This window comes from Anaerobacillus alkaliphilus (genome assembly GCF_004116265.1).
Lineage (GTDB): Bacteria > Bacillota > Bacilli > Bacillales > Anaerobacillaceae > Anaerobacillus > Anaerobacillus alkaliphilus.
The window spans coordinates 50,546-66,897 of the sequence record NZ_QOUX01000032.1 but is presented as its reverse complement, the minus strand read 5'-3'; the positions used below and the strand labels follow the sequence as shown (position 1 = coordinate 66,897).

The following is a 16,352-nucleotide window of genomic DNA, read 5'->3' as shown; positions in this document are numbered from 1 at the left end:
TTTCTATTTAAAAATGGAAATTCTTTGATTTAACGTATCTGTTACATAAATTGTATCTTTCTCATCAATAAATAATCCGTTTGGCAGATACAAGTCACCAGGGCCATCTCCCATTCCTCCAAATTGAGAAAGATGGTTTCCTTCTTTATCAAACCGATGAACAATGTGAGTAAGATTACTAACGACAAAGATCGTTCCTTTAGAGTCAATCCCAATACCTCGTGGGTTAACAAACAGTGACTCTCCTGTCCCAACTGGGTAGCCGTTAAACGTTGATATGAAATTTCCTGCAGCGTCAAACACCTGCACTCTTTGATTTCCTGTATCAACAACATAAATGTTACCTTCTGCATCAGCAGTAACTGCATTAGGTGCAATAAATTGCCCGAAATCCTCACCTTGCTCACCAATCGTTAGTAACAAATTTCCTTCTAAATCTAAAACAAATACTCTACTAGTTTGGATATCAGTAACATAAACGAGATCCTTAATAATTCTTAACCCTGCCGGTGAACTGATTACGTCGTTTTTGGTTAATTCTTGAGCAAAGTAGTCAATAAACTCACCCTTGGCATTGTGAATAGAAATGACACCATTATACATATCAGCTACGTATACTTGACCTTTATTATCGCCTGCTATTCCGTATGGAAAATGAAACTGACCCGGCTCACTTCCTTCTTCTCCAAACGTAAAAAGAAATTCTCCAGCTAAATCAAACACTTGAACTCTATTGTTATTCGTATCCGAAACGTACATAAATTCATTCGTTTTCATCAAATCCATTGGCTTTTCAAGATTTAATGCAAAATCACCATACATATGGTTAATAAATTTCGCTTCTGCACTATCGCTATTAAAGCCTTGGATTCCTGAAGGCAATGCTTGTGATTGGTTCGTAAATAATAATCCAAATACAACGGTATTTACTAATACAATAATAGCCATACCGATGTATACTTTAAGCCTAGTCATCTCTACTCACCTACCTTTACATTCATTTTTTCCAAACGCTCTAATCCATCTAATGCGTAGGTAAAAAGCGGATCGTATTGAAGCGCATTCTTATAGATCTCTATCGCATTCTCATAATCTCCTTGCTCTTCTGCTACTAGACCAATTTGATAGATTATATCTGCATTGGCGGGAGCAAGTTTTGTTGCTTCTATTAAAGAACTGATCGCCTCTTCATACATATTTAAATGACGATATGCAATTCCCTTTTGGACATGCCCTTTAAAATCTCTTGGTGCAATCTCTACCGTTTTGTTGAACATCGATAAGGCTTCATAGTATTTCTTCTCTTCTAAATAGACTAAACCTAGGTTGTAGTAAGCATCATAGTATTGATCATCTTGTTGAAGCACAAATTTAAATTCGTTTACTGCGTGGTTGTTATTCCCCTTTAAATAATGTGTGTAGCCTAGAACGATTCGATCTTCTAGATTACTAGGATTTATTCTCACCCGTTCTTGATAATACTCAAGCTGTTCGTTAACTCTTTTCATCTCTGCACTATTCCAAAAGTGAAAATGTCCTAATGCAAATCCTCCACCAGTACTAAAAAATAAGGTAATAGTTAGAAGGACAATGCTTTGGATTTTGGTGAATTTCTTTTTTGATTTAAAAACTGTTAATTCCTCTTCACGAGAAGCATTACGACGTTCACCCTTTTCTCTCAAATATGCTTGATTTAGCTCTTCCTCCATTTGTTTCGCTAAACTTTTTGGTTTTTCTTTGTTCGGTTCCATCTTAGACCCCTCCTTTATTCTTCGGTTCTATTCCCATATGTGTGGCATTTTGTACAAGTAGTTTCTACATGACAACTCAAGCAGGTTTCATCGAATTTTTGTGTATTCGAAATTGGAATTGGATGTTTTCCCTTCCATTCACGTTGGTGACTGCTTGGATGGCACGTAGCACAAGTCACTTTAGTCACTGGCGATTCGGAAAATTTACTATTATCATGACATGTAAAACAATTTTCACTCTCTTTGTTGGCATTATTCCCATGTTTCAAAAAAAACGTTGCGCTCTTATGACTCGTTGGTCGCTCACTATGACAATCAATACAAAACGTATTTGTTTTAGCATACTGTTTAACAGTCAACTTCTTTTCATTAGCATCTTGCTGAGTATACTTCTCATAGTGAGTCTTTTCTTGAAATTCCTTTATCACTTTCTTTGACATATAAGAGTGACAGCTCTCACAATACATCAGATTTTCCGAAGCCGTTAAACCGTGTTCCCCCTTTTTAAACCGTTCTTCGCGATGGTCGTCGGGAAGCATTTCTGTTGAGTGACACGTCTCACAGGTTAAAGGTGCATTACGAAGTTCATGACAATCCATACATTTTTCCATATTAGGACGCTGATATTTCTTATCGGCCATAAATCTTTCAGCAACCTTCGTATTCCAACGATCGTAATCACTTTTGTACGTTACCCTTTTTTCTGAAATCTTTCCGTGGGCAACACCGTCATGACAGGTCACACATTTTATTTCTTTTTCCTGATGGATTTGATGATCAATTAGAATATCTCCTGATGCGGAAACATCTCTAGTCCTCATATTGTGACACCGTAAGCAAGATTCATCAGGGATTAAACTCGGCATTCGAATTGGCGCAACATAACTGTCAGTTACAGTGTGATACAATTCACGGAGACCGCCAACCTTGGCATCTACTAAATTTTCAATACCAGGAGCCACATGACAATCTTTACATTCAACTGAGCTATGGGATGACACTTCCCAAGTCAGAGCTTGTGGGGTCATCATGTGACAACTTGAACAAAATTGTGAAGTAGAAGTCGCATGAACACCAAAGTTTAAAGATAATGCAAGAACAATGATTCCAGCTATTAAAAGTGTCGCTATTTTTACCCTTTTTAGGCTCTTCCAATACTTATTTTCATTCGTCAGTTGGTTTTCTTCATTTCTGTGATCATCCATGCTCTCCCACCTCACTTCAAAACTACTACGTTATTTTTTCAATCCAGTCCGATGACAATATTCACAATAGACATCCGTTGGAGCCGTTAGTTTCTCTTCTTTTTCTGTATCATGACATACAAAACATTCTCTTTTTTGTTCTTCAGTTTCTGCGAATTTCGCATGTCCTGTAAGCCATTCATCGCTAGTTTTATGCCCTTCAGGTCGCTCACTGTGACATGTGTAACAAAATACTAATTTTCTTGATTCACTTTTAACTACAAATATATCTGGAACGTAGAAATCTAAATGAGGCCCATTTTCCTTTAGTAATTCTTCCATTGTTTGTGGCTGAACTCTTCTAACCCATTTGTCTTCTTCATGACAAGTTACGCATTTATTTAACTCTGTCAATGCCGTTTTTCCGTGGTTGTTATTCCAATTTATATAATTATGATCTTTTGGTGTATCAATATCAGAATGACATGTCGCACATTCCATCGAAACCTCGACATCCGTAATTTGCGAACTAACCTCACGGAGGACCACGTTGGAAGGAACAGTTTCATATGTTTCGTCTAATTTATTCGGTGGTATTGTTAACGCATAATTTTTATCTCGCCAAGGCTCTAACCCTTGATTGTATTTCTCGTGACAGTCAATACATGTCCCCATGTTTGGGTTAATATATTTACTAGTAACCAACGCTTTTGCGTTATCCATCACCCAGTAATCGTAAAGATCATGGGTGTTTAAGCCACGTTCAACCGTTTTAGCATGAGCTACACCACTGTGACAAGTTACACAGGCTATTTCTTTATGGATGTGTTTTTGGTGGGCAACGATTAAATCTCCGTTCGGAGTGACATCCCGATTTTCAGAGTGGCATCTTAAACAAACAACATCGTTGACAGTATGTGTCACAGCAATAGGATTTGGCTGAGTTCTAGTCACATGACGGTATACCTCTTTTAGTGCCATGACTTTCCCTTTTATTGTTTGTGGGAGACCTGGCTCTATATGACACTTCGTACATTTCACTTCGCTGTGTGATGTAGATAAATGTGTAACATTTTCTGGAGCCATCTCATGACAGCTGTTGCAAAAAGTTTGGGTGGAGGTTACTGCTAACACACCATACGTCGAAAAGGCAATTCCAAAGAAAGTAACGATTAGGAAAAATAAAAACTTCCATTTATTTATGGGATCCTTCCAGTTAATTTCTTTAAAACGGATCCACAATCTTCTCACAAATCCAACTCTTTGACTCTCAGATAGTTTTTCATCATTATCCATCGCTTTTTCGCCTCCCGTTCAGCTACTAAACTATGTAAAAACTCTAGTTAGCAACTACTTACAAACTAACTATACTCTAACAATGTAAAAAATAATGGTGAACAAAAGGTGAACTGTGTATTTTTGTGTGAAAGTTTGAAAAGTATGTGAATGCAACCTTTTCTATGGTTGAATTAGTGAAAATAGCAATAATATAGTTAATTACTCATAGTAAAAAAGTACCTTGTTTATCAAGTGATAAACAAGGTACTAGTTAAGACAATAGAAACATGAATAGCCCAGTAAAAATAGCAGAAACCATTAGAATTAATACTGGTATGAAAGTAGAAAAGTTCATTCTCTTTTGGAAAACACGTTGATGTTCAATAAATTGCCTTTCATGTGCATGATTTTTATGCTCGAGTTTCTCCAGATCCCCTAGTTTGTTATACCATTCAATAAACGTTTGGTAGTTAGTTAGAACCTCAGCTGTTTTGCCAAACTCCCTTACTTCTCCATAATGTAGCCAAAGAACTCGATCTGTAAATGAACGAACCTGTGATAACGAGTGGCTTATAAAAAAAATGGTTTTTCCTGATGCTTTAAATTCATTCATTTTTTCTATACATTTCGAATTGAAAGTTTGGTCACCTACTGAAAGTGCCTCATCAATAACAAGTATATCTGGTTCAATAAAAATGGAAATTGCAAATCCTAAGCGCGATTTCATCCCACTTGAATAATTTTTTAATGGCTGCTCTAAGAAACTACCAATATCGGCAAATTGTATTATTTTTGGAGTAATCTCTTTAACAGTTGCCTTATCAAGTCCATACATTAGACATTTTAATTCAATATTCTCTCGTCCTGTTAGGCTATTATTTAACCCTGCAGAGATGGCAACTAATGATGTTTGCCCGTTGATGTTCATGTCTCCAGTTGTTGGCGAAATAATATTGGCCAATACATTTGAGAGCGTCGATTTACCAGCTCCATTAATTCCTATAACTCCAATACACTCTCCTGAATAAACTTCAAACGAAACATCCTTTAACGCAAAAAAATGTCTTGGTTTTTCTCTTTTAAAACAGAATAAATCAAACACCCTGTCCGATCGCCTCTTATACATTTGGTAGCTCTTAGAGACTCCTACGAACTTTACTTTTGGTCCCATTAAATTAGCCTCCACATCTACAAATAATCAACAAATCTATGCCTAAATCTTATATGAAAGATGGCACCAACAAATAAAAAGAGAAGTGTGATAGACCAAAAATAGCCAGTATACACAAGATCATCGAAGAACCATCTCTGACCCAATAATGTATACCTAAATCCATCAATAATATAGGAAAGTGGATTTAACTTTAACAAAGCTTGCATCCTTTCTGACAATCCACTCGCATCCCACATGATTGGTGTTACAAAGAATAACATTCTCATTATTGCCTGTATAGCCAATTGAAAGTCTCGTACAATGATAGAGATTGTTGAGCAGAACAAGGTAACAGAAAATAAAAAAATAAGCGTCGCTGCAATGTAATAGGGTAACTGTAAAAGATACATACCTGAATAAATTTCGTTTAATACCAGTATTAATCCCAGGAATAGAAACATGATTAGAAAATGGATTGAATGCCTCAAAATGGTGATCGTCGGAATGACACTTAACGGAAATTTCATCTTTGATACAAAATTCAGTTTCGTATAAATACTATTTGAGCCCTGAATAATCACTGGACTAATAAAAAACCAAGGGATAAGACCAGCAATTAGCCACACAAAAAAAGGGACATCACCTATGGGTTGTCCTCCTCGAATACCAATTCCAAAGACAAACCAAAACACCATGACTTGTGATAGTGGATTAATAAATTGCCAGAGGATACCTAAATAATGCATTTGATACATGCTTCTCAATTCAAAAATCGTCAATCTCTTTATTAAATGAAAGTTAGCCATCTGTTCGTGAAGAATTTTGAAGACATATCTCATACAAGCGCAGTTTCTTGCCTTAATAGAAATTTTGGCAAATTTCCATAATTAAGATACGTAAAGTCTTCATGAGAATTTTGAACGACATTCCTTGTATCAAATACAATTTTCGTAGTCATAGTGCCTAAAAGTTCATACTTTAAGTTCCTGAACTCGCTATGATCAGTTAAAACCAAAATCAAATCAGAACCTTTGACAGATTGTCCTATGTCTCCATAAACCATTTCGTTTTCAATATGAGGATCATATGCACGAATATCATAAGAACCCTGATTTTTAAGAATATGATAGATTTCTATAGCTGGGCTTTCTCGAATATCATCTACATTCCCTTTGTAGGTTAGTCCAAAAATAGTTACTACCTTCCCATTACAACGTTTCATGATTTCATTAACCTTCTCTACTACATAATGAGGCATGGAGTTATTAATCTCTCTTGAAAGGTGAATTAACTTTGAGGTAGTTGGTGCCTTTGACACAATAAAATAAGGATCTATTGCGAGGCAATGTCCCCCTACACCTGGACCCGGATTGTGAAGATTAACTCTCGGATGCTTATTTGCAAGCTGAATAACCTCTAATGCATCAATCTGCAACTCATGACATATTTTTGTCATCTCATTCGCTAAAGCAATGTTTACGTCACGGAAAGTATTTTCCATAAGCTTTGACATTTCTGCTGTCTTAGCATTTGTTTTTATAATCTCTCCTTGAACAAAAGTACGATAAACACGAGCACCTGCTTCTGAACACGCAGGAGTAATTCCCCCCACAATTCGATTATTGTAAATGAGCTCATCGAGAATGTTTCCTGGCAATACACGTTCTGGGCAATGAACTAGGAAAATATCTTGACCAACAAGATAACCTGTTTTCTCTTCTATTATCGGTTGGATAAAATCCTCCATACTTCTTGGAGCGATTGTAGACTCAACAATAACAACATTCCCTTTTTGTAGGTATGGTAATATAACCTTAACTGCTGATAATACATATGATAGATCACAAGATTTGTACTGATCTTGCTGATTCGGTGTTGGTACGGCAATGATAAACACATCTGCTTCCACCACATTTAGGGATGCGCGAAACATCCTCTGATTAATGACTTCTAATAACTCCCGCTGCAAACCTGGTTCTTCAATATGAATTCTACCTTCATTTAATAGATTTACTACTATCGGGTTAACATCTACTCCCAATACATGAACTCCATGTTTAGCAAACATGATTGATGTTGGTAAACCAATATATCCCAAACCTACCGTACAAAGTCTCATGTAAACTCCCCCACCCTAGATTTGTTTTGAAAATGGGCTACTCCACGAAATGTGGTTTCTCTCTATTTTTGATATTTCGTTAATATCTAGTGTTTTAATAATTAGTTCAGCTGCTTTCCCCCAGTTCCAGGGTTCACAATTAAATAGCGTTTCTATTTTTATCGTTATTTTATGCTCCTCTGATGTTGATTGAAAGAATAAATGAATCGAATTCTCTTTATCCCAGAAGGCTATATCTTCTTCTAATCCACCACACATATCAGGTAAGATCTTATACTTAAATCGATTTTTGTAAATTGGCGAAGTGTATGGAGATAAAATAGTTACATGCAAATGGTAAAATCTATCTTTTATAAGATTGTTAAAGCAGTAGGTTAGCTCAACCATATCCCCTTTAGCTGGAGCAGACTTGTTAATATAGAAGCTTACTCCTCGATAGTCATACTTTTGTTCAAAAGGTATTTCATTCATAGTTTCAAGATTTCGAGCAACAACCTGACTTTCGTAGCGTGTATGAAATTGAGGAAGCGACTTTTGAATAATTTCACTACTAACAACGTCATTTTTGTTTGTGGCATTCTTAATGAAACTAAGTGGATACTGTAACCGGTAATCTATTTTTACCGAATTATTTCCGTAGAGTATTTCTAAAACTTCAGAATCATCTGGTGTAGTATGTTGGTCCAGTATATTAATCATTTCTTTCTCAAATGGCAATTCAAGGGCTTGAAGCGCTTCAAGTGAATAGCTGTCAAGAATACGATAATCCCTAGCACCAAACCAATCTATCAACTTCCCTAAATTTCTTATTGCTTCTTGAGAAAGCTTGTCCCTCCAATAATTTAAATCAATTGAATAAATGATATGACAAAAAGACATATAGTGAATAGGCGAGATTAGCCCCTGAAACCAATGGATATTTCCATCTTCATTACGCGCACCTGTTTGATCTTCAACAATTCGGATAATATTTTTTATAAACTCACTTTCCGTTAGGAAATGATCAAAATTCAAACTTTGATCCACATACTTATTTTTCAAACAATAAAGAACATATTCTCCGCACTTGTAGCACTTTTCACACCATTTTTTCGTCACAGAAGTTTTCGCTTCACACATCATTAAATCATTTAGAGCCTTATATCTTTCATGAATCATTTGAAAGGCTAACGTCTCTGATAAGTAGTAATTACTATTGAAGATCGTTACCTGCTTTCCAAATCTAGAATACATATAGTTAGAAAGAAACTGATCAAACTCAGGTCGTGATTTTTTAAAATGAAAAAAACGTTCGCCATCAGAATTTACGTTCCAATAATGAGTAAACTCATAACTATAGGTAAGATACGAAAGATTATATTTCACATAAAGCGGATAGCTCATTAAAAAATACAACTGTGTATGAAGCGTATTAAAATACGTATAATTTGAAAAAATGCTACGAAAATCTGTATAGATCTTTTGCGAAGTTATACCTGCTTCCTTGACGTTTTTTAGTGTAAATGAATCTCTTCGAATATCAAGGTCATTTTTCATAGAATAATCAATTGGAAAAACAAACGAGACCACTAAAAGATTTTCTTTACCGAATAACTCTTCATTTAACTTTAGGGCGAATAATGAATCTTTACCTCCGCCAAGTAATATTCCTATTTGTTTAGTCTCAACCCGTTCTCCCCATAGTAAGCTTTTCTCCTTAACCGTCGGGAAAACTGTAATATTTGTTGCTTCGTTAATACTTAGCCAAAAGTCAACGGTTGCCTCAGGTATCTCCTTAGGAAATAGGATTAAAAAATCATCATTCAAACTCTTCAAAATAGGAATTATTAATCCTAAAAAGATTTCATAATAGGCGGCTAGGTTAATATCTTCAATGAAAAGCCCATCATACTTTATATAAAATTCATTTCTCTTAAACACGTTTGGATTTCTAGTAAAATTCCAATGATAGTAAACAGTATCTTTTTCTATGAGAGGTTTATAGACATATAGTATATTCACAAGTAGTACCCCTTCTTATAACGTAACTGGTGTTTTATAATCCGTTGTAAACATCGAAGACTTACAAATCCTAAGTAATTCATCATCACCTATTTGCCATGTATGATTCGCTTTGTTCTTTCTTCTCAAACAGCAATAGTTATACTCATCATTCGAATAAATGATACTTCCAAATTCCTTAGCACGTGTTAGGAAGTCAGTATCTTCACCTCGGTTTTTATCTAAAAAACCACACAGTTTATCAAAAATAGTACGAGTAAAAACAAGCGTTGCCCCTGCAACGAAGTTAGAATACCGTTCACTCCCAGATCCTATCGTTTTTAATGCTAGTAATTGACTTTCCTCAAAATACAGATAGTGACTACTCTTGCCAACAATGTCAGCATTGGAATATTCCATAGACTGAACCATGTCTAGTAAATAATTGGCCGCATAATAATCATCGTCATCAAACTTCGCAATAACCTCACCGGTTGAGTTTCTAACAGCCTCGTTTAAGCAGTAACCCAATGACCTACCCTCGTCAATCTGTAGGATCTTCACAGGCTTTCCTAGGCATTCAAACCTTTTTTGCCAAACTGAAAAATTCATTGTATTTTTATTTAAGATAATGACTACTTCGAAATGTTCATACGTTTGGTTGCTGATATTTTCAAATAAAGCTTCCATATATTCTTGCCGTTGCGTAGACGTAATGATTGTGACCTTGGGTGTATTCTCGATTTCTTTTAATAAGCCAATCTTTTGGCATATTGTATGTAATCTATGTTTATACGTATGATTTTGTATTACATATCGTAATCCTTGCTTCTCTATCTTTTTTCTAATTAGTGGATTATTTAAATAAAGTTTTAGTAATTTTGTCGTTTCGTCTTCTCCTCTAGAAATTGGAACATAGCCCTTAAAAAATTCTTCAATGCCAAGAGAAGGTCCCGAGATTACGAATGTTTTCGATGCAAGAATTTCATAGACTCGTCTTGCAAACATATATCGACTATTTTGTACGGAGTTAACATTTAGGAATATATCAAAGTTCTTGTAGGCTTCAACCATTTCTGAGTAATCTAGGTGCCCAACGATATTATCTTGATACTGTTTAGGCCATTGATTATTTGGATATTTAGTAGGATCCTTTCCAAAGTACCGATCAAAAATTTGAATCTCACGGCTTAAGGAAGGTTTGATAAGATTTTCAATATCTCCCTTTCTAGTGTCATGTTTGTTTGAATAATAGGAACCCGCAAAAGCTATTTCTCCAAGAAAATTTTTATTTTTATTAATTGGATTATGAAGTTGTGGCTGAGCAGCAAAAGGTAACACATGAATTTGTTGATGCTTTACATTCCTTTGAAAACGTTCAAGATTATTTTCATCCGCTGTGAAAATATAATCAAAGTAACTCGCAGCTTCTTTAAAAAACTCATAGTTTTCAAAGCCTTCTTTGTCCCAAAAAACCGTTGGTAAACCTATTTCTTTACAGTAGGTTACTAAATCCAATAGACAAGTCCGGTGTTTATTGACATGTAAATTAGCAATCTCATATGCCCATTCACCTTTATTTCCTTGCCAGCTTGACTCAACAAAAAGAAAATCTGGTTGAAAATGAAGTATCTCATTTTGCCAATTACTTTTCGTCAATGATACTATTTGACAATCATACGTAAAACAGTCAAAACTAAATTCATCCAAAATGACAGCAAGCTTCAAATCATTTTCCTGTCGTCTCCGAAAATATTTATAGTTCTTAATCTCAGCTTTAAACGTTTCAACTTTACTCTTCTTACAAAGTTGAGTGTTTGTTACATATTGAGCATGAATTTGCTGATTTTCTGCTTCTCTTTCAAATCTCTGTTCTACTTCAAACTTCTGATTTTGGAACTGACCAGTTCCTTCTAACTTAATAGCTACACGGTATGAAACAGAATTTTGTGGACAATGTATTTTTTGAGTCAACCTATCACCTTTATGCTGGAATTTAAAAGTTTTCATTGGTTGTTCTTGGTCATAAAATATAATTGATAGAATACATGTCACACTATTTTTGATAGTAAAATCTGCATCAACCAATAAAACATTTCCAAACAATTTTGAATTAGGTTCAATGGGTTTTTTGGTAAAATTGGTTGTCTTCTCGAATAAAGATAAATAGACCTTTTCATTGTCTAGAGTAAGTACTTGGTGATTGTATTGAAAAAGAATATTTATCGGCTTGTCGATGAAAAAGTCCTTGGAGAACCCTTTGACAGATATCTTTGAAAGGTTATTCAAACTCTCAATATAGGTACGTTTCTCGGCGATATTAGCTAAAGTAGTAGATAGAAAATCCTTAAGTTTATTTTGGTCCATTTTTGAATTTCCTTCTCCTTTCCCAGTACCAAATCGTCAAGCGACCTAGTTTCGAGTTACGTAAGCTTCGATATTTCCTCTCAATATCTTGTTTTTCAATTAATAATTCCTCACATAAAAACACAAGTTTTTCTTTCTCATCTAGTGTTTTTAAGAGCTCGTTTTTTAGTAGACTATTTTCCTCAATAATTCCCTTCATATCAACACTCATCACGTTCCCGTCCTTTGATAAACGTTTAAAAATTGAATTTGCTCCGCTTCCCAATTGTACTTAGTCCGAACAGACAGGCAATTTCTCTTCATCTCTTCATGTATGTAAGTACGTTCTAACAGTATATTTACAGCTCGGGCAATCTCTAGATGATTATGAGAGTCTATACAAAGCCCTATTTTTTCTCCTTCAACAACATGCTTTATTTCCGGAAAGCTGCAGGCTACCACTGGCACCCCGCTCATCATGTACTCAAATAATTTATTAGAGGAAGCTGAAAAATGATTAAAGCAGACATTATTCAAGACCTGAAAACCTAGATACGCATTTTGGGTATAAGAAGGTAAGTCTTCTAGAGGTACCTTGGGGAGAAATTTGACCTTTTTCTCTAGGTTCATCTCTCTAACCAGTTTGATAAGCTCTGGCTTAATTCGTCCATCACCTATGAAAACTAACGTCCCTTCCCTAAACAGCCTGGCTGCCATAATTAACTTATCTAACCCACGCCCAGTTTGAATACCTCCTTGATAGAGGAGGATTTTCTCTTCTTTTGGAAGACCAAGAATTTGATGAAGAAAAGCTTTTTTCACTATTTTATCATCAAGTTTAAAAGGATAGTTGTGAACAACATGTGGATAAAATCCGTACAGGTCCTCATTATACTTTGCACGAGTGTGGTTCTCCACAATCATTGAGTCAACCTTTCTTATTAGAAAAGCTTCTAGTTTTCCGTGAAAAGCACCTTCATACCCTGTTCGACTAGTTTGTACTTCGTGAGAGTCATAGATTAACAGTTTTTTCTTATATCTTAGCTTTGCGCATACAAATCCTTGGGGAAGTGTATTAAGATCATTGGAATGATAAAAGTTGTAATTCTTTAAAAACCCACGAGCAACCATCCTCGTGAAAATACTTCCTCTAATCCATAAAGTGCTTAGTTTCGTCTTAACTAGGAGAAGTATCAATAATGTCAGTAATGGACCTAATGGGTAAACATATGCTAATAATGTTAGTGCTAATACCGCGACAAGCTTCCTTTTAGCGAAGCCCCGATAAACCTTTTGCAACAGTTGCAAAGAAACTGGGTACCTTCTCACTCGATATACTTTAAAATGTGAATTATGTTCCTCATAATTCAGTAAGCCCTTATCACCGATGCAAATTAAATCTACATCAAACCCATTGGCAGATAAGGTGGTGCACTCTCGTAGCACACGAGCATCATTTGTGAAATGGTTCCAAACAAACATACATACTTTTTTCCTCATATGATCTCTACCTTCTCCTGTTGTCCGGCTTCTCCCTCAATTAATTCTACTAGTGTTTCAATATTCTCTTCCCACAGAAAATGCTTTTTTACATAGGCTGTTCCATTCTGAGAGAATTGCTCTCTTATCTTTGGATTGTTAAAAAGATAGAGTATATACTGCATCATTTCGTCGACGCTATTAGATTCAGATGTAAAACCAACTTTCGCCACATCGATGATACTCTTTGCATTTCCTGAAACTGCTGCTACAATTGGCAAACCGCAAGTCATATAATCAATGATTTTGCCTGGAAGTACTGTCCTAAAAACTTCTTTTGATTGGAGAGTCACTAAACCTACACTATACTGGGCTATTAACTCTAAACAGCGGGCCCTAGTTTTTGGCTTAATAAAGGAGATATTCTTTAATTGATATGCTTTCGTTTGCTTTTCAAAATGACTTTGATGAATTCCGTAGCCTATTAAAACAAGTGAAATAGAGTATTCTTCTAATCTTTTAGCCAGTTCAAACAGCAACTGATGATCCTGGGCCATCCCTAAATTACCTGCATATACTACTCGAAAGTCACTTTTATTATGGGATTGAATTGCTAACTCCTTTTTTAAAGCCCCATTTGGGATATAGGATAATTTTTTAGGTGGAACCCAGCCAGTTTTAACGATACTATCAATAAATCCTTTACTGTTAACAACGATTTCATCAGAATTTCGATATATTATCCTCTCCACAAAGCGGAAGACAAAAAGAATAATCGGATGATTTAAGACACCAACACCATTAAGAGATTCCGGCCATAAGTCTCTGATATCTAATATGAATCTTGCATTATATCGAATTTTAGCAACTGCTCCAACAATTCCAATGAAAATCGGTGGCGATGTGACGAAAACAACATCATAGCTCTCTTTATCTTTCAAAATAAATAAGATCATTTTACATGCTACTTCTAAATATTGTAATAATCGGTTAAACATACTTATTGAATTGTTTCTATTAGTAATATTGATACGCTGCACATGATCATCACCTAAACCTTGTTCATCCCAAAAACACTCATCTTTGTATAAATCATGATGAGGATAGGTAGGGTGTGTAGTCAGAACGCTCACATGTATAGATCTTGCCTGTAGCAACTTGTAGATGTTTTTCATCCGATTTCCAGCACTGCCTATTTCCGGATAAAAATTTTGAGAAATAATTAATAGTTTCTTCATATCTGCCTCTTAAAATCGTTTTTTCTGGCCATCTATTATTTCTGGAGCTAGCTATTTTATTCTCTTATTGTTCAAAATATCAAACATTTAAATTCGATATATATGTTATTATAAGGCTAAAATTGATACATATTAATTGCAGAAGGTGACAGTCCTATGAAGAAAAGATATTATTTTTTAATTGGTTTTTTATTAATATTTGTGAGTATTGCTAGTTATTTATATTATGTATTTGAGGTTAAAGAATACGATGTAGCTGATGAAGAGGTAACAAAACTTACAGCTTCCCAATTCGAAATTGAACTCCCAATCTTTGTTATTGATGAACAGACATTGGTCAACTCGGAAAATAGTGATTCTAGTACAAGCTCAGATAAGGTTTCCACTACAAGTAATACGTCCACTATCCCTACCCTAGAAATCATTATTTCTAGCTATCTATCTTCTTTTGAAGAGTTAGAGGCACAAGCAAACGAACGATTAGATCAACTAGTAAAACACGCGTACAATGAATATAAAGAAAAGAAGGCGAAAAAAGAAAGTATTTCTTTCCCCTATTTTTATGGCAAATATAAAACAGCAGGTAAAGCATTAGAAACGCAATCCGATGAAGCTTTTTATTCTCTTTATACTACTCTGCAAAATGACCTCGAAAAGCACGGATATGATAAAGCAACTGTCACCTATTTTAAAACAGAATACGAACAGACCAAAAAAGATAGACAAACAGCATTATTTTCAAAAGTAAAAAATTATTTTTAAATAACATTAAAAGGAATTTCTCAACATGAAATTCCTTTTATTTCACCCACTTAACTAGTTCTTTTTTCCTGCGAAAAATGTCACTAATTATCGAATGTTTTTTATTAAAATAACACTAATGGTGGTATATAATGGTAATAACTAACAAAACGAGAGGGGAAGTAGTAAATATGCCACTAATACAAATGAAAGAAATCTTTACTCCCTTAAAGTTAATTGGAATTAAAATCTTTATCTGCAAGGAGAATAAGGACCTCTACATAAAACTTTGGAATCAGCAACGAAGAAAACTTTTTAACTAGTTAAAATTAAAAAGAGCCAATCAAATCCCGTAGATTTGATCGGCTCTTTCTGGTTTTATAACATACTCACTAGTAAAGACACAGCTACTGGTACACTAACAGCAACTCCTACTAAAAAAACTTTTACTAGCATCTTATTACGTCTTCTTTTCTTATCGACTTCTTCATAAGTTAAATACATAATCTTTCCTCCATCTATCTTTTTCCGCAAGGGAGGCCAATTTTGGCAACTGGCTGATTTGTTGGTGTTACCCAACGAAATCCCTATAGCTTTGCGTCACCACTTTTCAATGGCTTTGCCTTTTTTCATTTGATAATGTAAATTATAGTCGATTCTCGTCGAAAAATTATGGGTAAATACTACTATTTAAACATGGTAAATTGTTCAAAAGTTAGAAAAGGGCGTCTACTATTGATGTCAATCCAGTTAAATAAATTATTTCCTCTTTCCCCTTATACTTATCTATCTGTATGAATGTCATATACAATTGTTGTAAAAGGGAATATTATTAGCTAACATAAACAAAAAAAGTATGTTTACAGGAGGACGACCTATTTGCAAATTTCAATTAATAATAAAGTAATTGAACTCTTTCATGGAGCAAAATTGAAGCACGGTTTATTAAAATTTAATGAGGACTATTTCAGGGCAGTAATGGATGGAAAGGCTACCCTTCTTGACCAATATGGAAATTTGGTTGAAATCAACGGGGCTGCAGAGGATGGAGTTAGTTATACAGTTGTCACGGTAAAAGAGTAG

At 34.9% G+C, this 16,352-nt stretch carries 15 protein-coding genes and 1 riboswitch; of the genes, 2 read left to right on the top strand and 13 right to left on the bottom strand.

Features of this window, described 5'->3' with window-relative positions; genetic code table 11:
• Positions 1–3 precede the first annotated feature (3 nt).
• The 12 genes from DS745_RS09315 to DS745_RS09260 form a co-directional block, all read right to left on the bottom strand.
• Entirely contained in the window at positions 4–975 is a 972-nt protein-coding gene (locus tag DS745_RS09315) for a 6-bladed beta-propeller (RefSeq protein ID WP_129077981.1), read from the bottom strand.
• A 2-nt stretch (positions 976–977) separates the two neighbouring features.
• Entirely contained in the window at positions 978–1,751 is a 774-nt protein-coding gene (locus DS745_RS09310; protein WP_129077980.1) for a tetratricopeptide repeat protein, read from the bottom strand.
• Positions 1,752–1,765: 14 nt separating this feature from the next.
• Positions 1,766–2,956 carry a cytochrome c3 family protein gene (locus DS745_RS09305; protein ID WP_129077979.1) on the bottom strand — a complete coding sequence of 397 codons (1,191 nt, stop codon included), beginning with the start codon at positions 2,954–2,956 and terminating at the stop codon, positions 1,766–1,768.
• Between the two features lie 30 nt (positions 2,957–2,986).
• Positions 2,987–4,231, bottom strand: coding sequence for a cytochrome c3 family protein (locus DS745_RS09300; protein WP_129077978.1), 1,245 nt, complete (start codon positions 4,229–4,231; stop codon positions 2,987–2,989).
• 253 nt (positions 4,232–4,484) lie between these two features.
• The gene (locus tag DS745_RS09295; protein ID WP_129077977.1) at positions 4,485–5,384 is read right to left on the bottom strand and encodes an ABC transporter ATP-binding protein; all 900 of its coding nucleotides are present in this window, start codon (positions 5,382–5,384) and stop codon (positions 4,485–4,487) included.
• A gap of 17 nt (positions 5,385–5,401) precedes the next feature.
• On the bottom strand, positions 5,402–6,205 hold the full coding sequence (locus tag DS745_RS09290; RefSeq protein ID WP_129077976.1) for an ABC transporter permease: 804 nt from the start codon (positions 6,203–6,205) through the stop codon (positions 5,402–5,404).
• Complete coding sequence (locus DS745_RS09285; RefSeq protein WP_129077975.1) at positions 6,202–7,485, bottom strand: nucleotide sugar dehydrogenase; 1,284 nt, start codon at positions 7,483–7,485, stop codon at positions 6,202–6,204. The genes DS745_RS09290 and DS745_RS09285 overlap by 4 nt, the downstream gene beginning before the upstream one ends.
• Positions 7,486–7,500: 15 nt before the next feature.
• Positions 7,501–9,486, bottom strand: coding sequence for a hypothetical protein (locus DS745_RS09280; RefSeq protein ID WP_129077974.1), 1,986 nt, complete (start codon positions 9,484–9,486; stop codon positions 7,501–7,503).
• Between the two features lie 15 nt (positions 9,487–9,501).
• The gene (locus tag DS745_RS09275) at positions 9,502–11,832 is read right to left on the bottom strand and encodes a glycosyltransferase family protein (protein ID WP_129077973.1); all 2,331 of its coding nucleotides are present in this window, start codon (positions 11,830–11,832) and stop codon (positions 9,502–9,504) included.
• A complete protein-coding gene (locus DS745_RS09270) occupies positions 11,819–12,043 on the bottom strand; it encodes a hypothetical protein (protein ID WP_241657774.1) in 225 nt (74 codons plus the stop codon). The genes DS745_RS09275 and DS745_RS09270 overlap by 14 nt, the downstream gene beginning before the upstream one ends.
• Positions 12,043–13,311 (bottom strand): glycosyltransferase, encoded by a 1,269-nt coding sequence (locus DS745_RS09265; protein WP_129077972.1) that lies wholly within the window; start codon positions 13,309–13,311, stop codon positions 12,043–12,045. Before DS745_RS09265 ends, DS745_RS09270 begins: the two co-directional genes overlap by 1 nt.
• Positions 13,308–14,528, bottom strand: a complete 1,221-nt coding sequence (locus DS745_RS09260) for a glycosyltransferase family 4 protein (protein WP_129077971.1) — start codon at positions 14,526–14,528, stop codon at positions 13,308–13,310. The genes DS745_RS09265 and DS745_RS09260 overlap by 4 nt, the downstream gene beginning before the upstream one ends.
• Before the next feature lie 156 nt (positions 14,529–14,684).
• Between DS745_RS09260 and DS745_RS09255 the strand changes: the two genes are divergently transcribed.
• Positions 14,685–15,290 carry a hypothetical protein gene (locus tag DS745_RS09255; protein WP_129077970.1) on the top strand — a complete coding sequence of 202 codons (606 nt, stop codon included), beginning with the start codon at positions 14,685–14,687 and terminating at the stop codon, positions 15,288–15,290.
• 357 nt (positions 15,291–15,647) lie between these two features.
• Here the strand turns inward: DS745_RS09255 and DS745_RS25370 are convergent, their stop codons facing one another.
• Positions 15,648–15,773 (bottom strand): hypothetical protein, encoded by a 126-nt coding sequence (locus DS745_RS25370; RefSeq protein WP_277750913.1) that lies wholly within the window; start codon positions 15,771–15,773, stop codon positions 15,648–15,650.
• A gap of 41 nt (positions 15,774–15,814) precedes the next feature.
• Positions 15,815–15,903: riboswitch (cyclic di-GMP riboswitch) on the bottom strand.
• A 245-nt stretch (positions 15,904–16,148) separates the two neighbouring features.
• On the opposite strand from DS745_RS25370, the gene DS745_RS09250 reads away from it, so the two are divergent.
• A complete protein-coding gene (locus tag DS745_RS09250; RefSeq protein ID WP_129077969.1) occupies positions 16,149–16,352 on the top strand; it encodes a hypothetical protein in 204 nt (67 codons plus the stop codon).

Coding starts and splice junctions, on each gene's coding strand:
- DS745_RS09285 (WP_129077975.1), bottom strand. CDS start 7,485: ATGAGACTTTGTACGGTAGGTTTGGGATATATTGGTTTACCAACATCA.
- DS745_RS09300 (WP_129077978.1), bottom strand. CDS start 4,231: ATGGATAATGATGAAAAACTATCTGAGAGTCAAAGAGTTGGATTTGTG.
- DS745_RS09275 (WP_129077973.1), bottom strand. CDS start 11,832: ATGGACCAAAATAAACTTAAGGATTTTCTATCTACTACTTTAGCTAAT.
- DS745_RS09295 (WP_129077977.1), bottom strand. CDS start 5,384: ATGGGACCAAAAGTAAAGTTCGTAGGAGTCTCTAAGAGCTACCAAATG.
- DS745_RS09305 (WP_129077979.1), bottom strand. CDS start 2,956: ATGGATGATCACAGAAATGAAGAAAACCAACTGACGAATGAAAATAAG.
- DS745_RS09260 (WP_129077971.1), bottom strand. CDS start 14,528: ATGAAGAAACTATTAATTATTTCTCAAAATTTTTATCCGGAAATAGGC.
- DS745_RS09310 (WP_129077980.1), bottom strand. CDS start 1,751: ATGGAACCGAACAAAGAAAAACCAAAAAGTTTAGCGAAACAAATGGAG.
- DS745_RS09255 (WP_129077970.1), top strand. CDS start 14,685: ATGAAGAAAAGATATTATTTTTTAATTGGTTTTTTATTAATATTTGTG.
- DS745_RS09315 (WP_129077981.1), bottom strand. CDS start 975: ATGACTAGGCTTAAAGTATACATCGGTATGGCTATTATTGTATTAGTA.
- DS745_RS09290 (WP_129077976.1), bottom strand. CDS start 6,205: ATGAGATATGTCTTCAAAATTCTTCACGAACAGATGGCTAACTTTCAT.
- DS745_RS09265 (WP_129077972.1), bottom strand. CDS start 13,311: ATGAGGAAAAAAGTATGTATGTTTGTTTGGAACCATTTCACAAATGAT.
- DS745_RS09270 (WP_241657774.1), bottom strand. CDS start 12,043: ATGAGTGTTGATATGAAGGGAATTATTGAGGAAAATAGTCTACTAAAA.
- DS745_RS25370 (WP_277750913.1), bottom strand. CDS start 15,773: ATGTATTTAACTTATGAAGAAGTCGATAAGAAAAGAAGACGTAATAAG.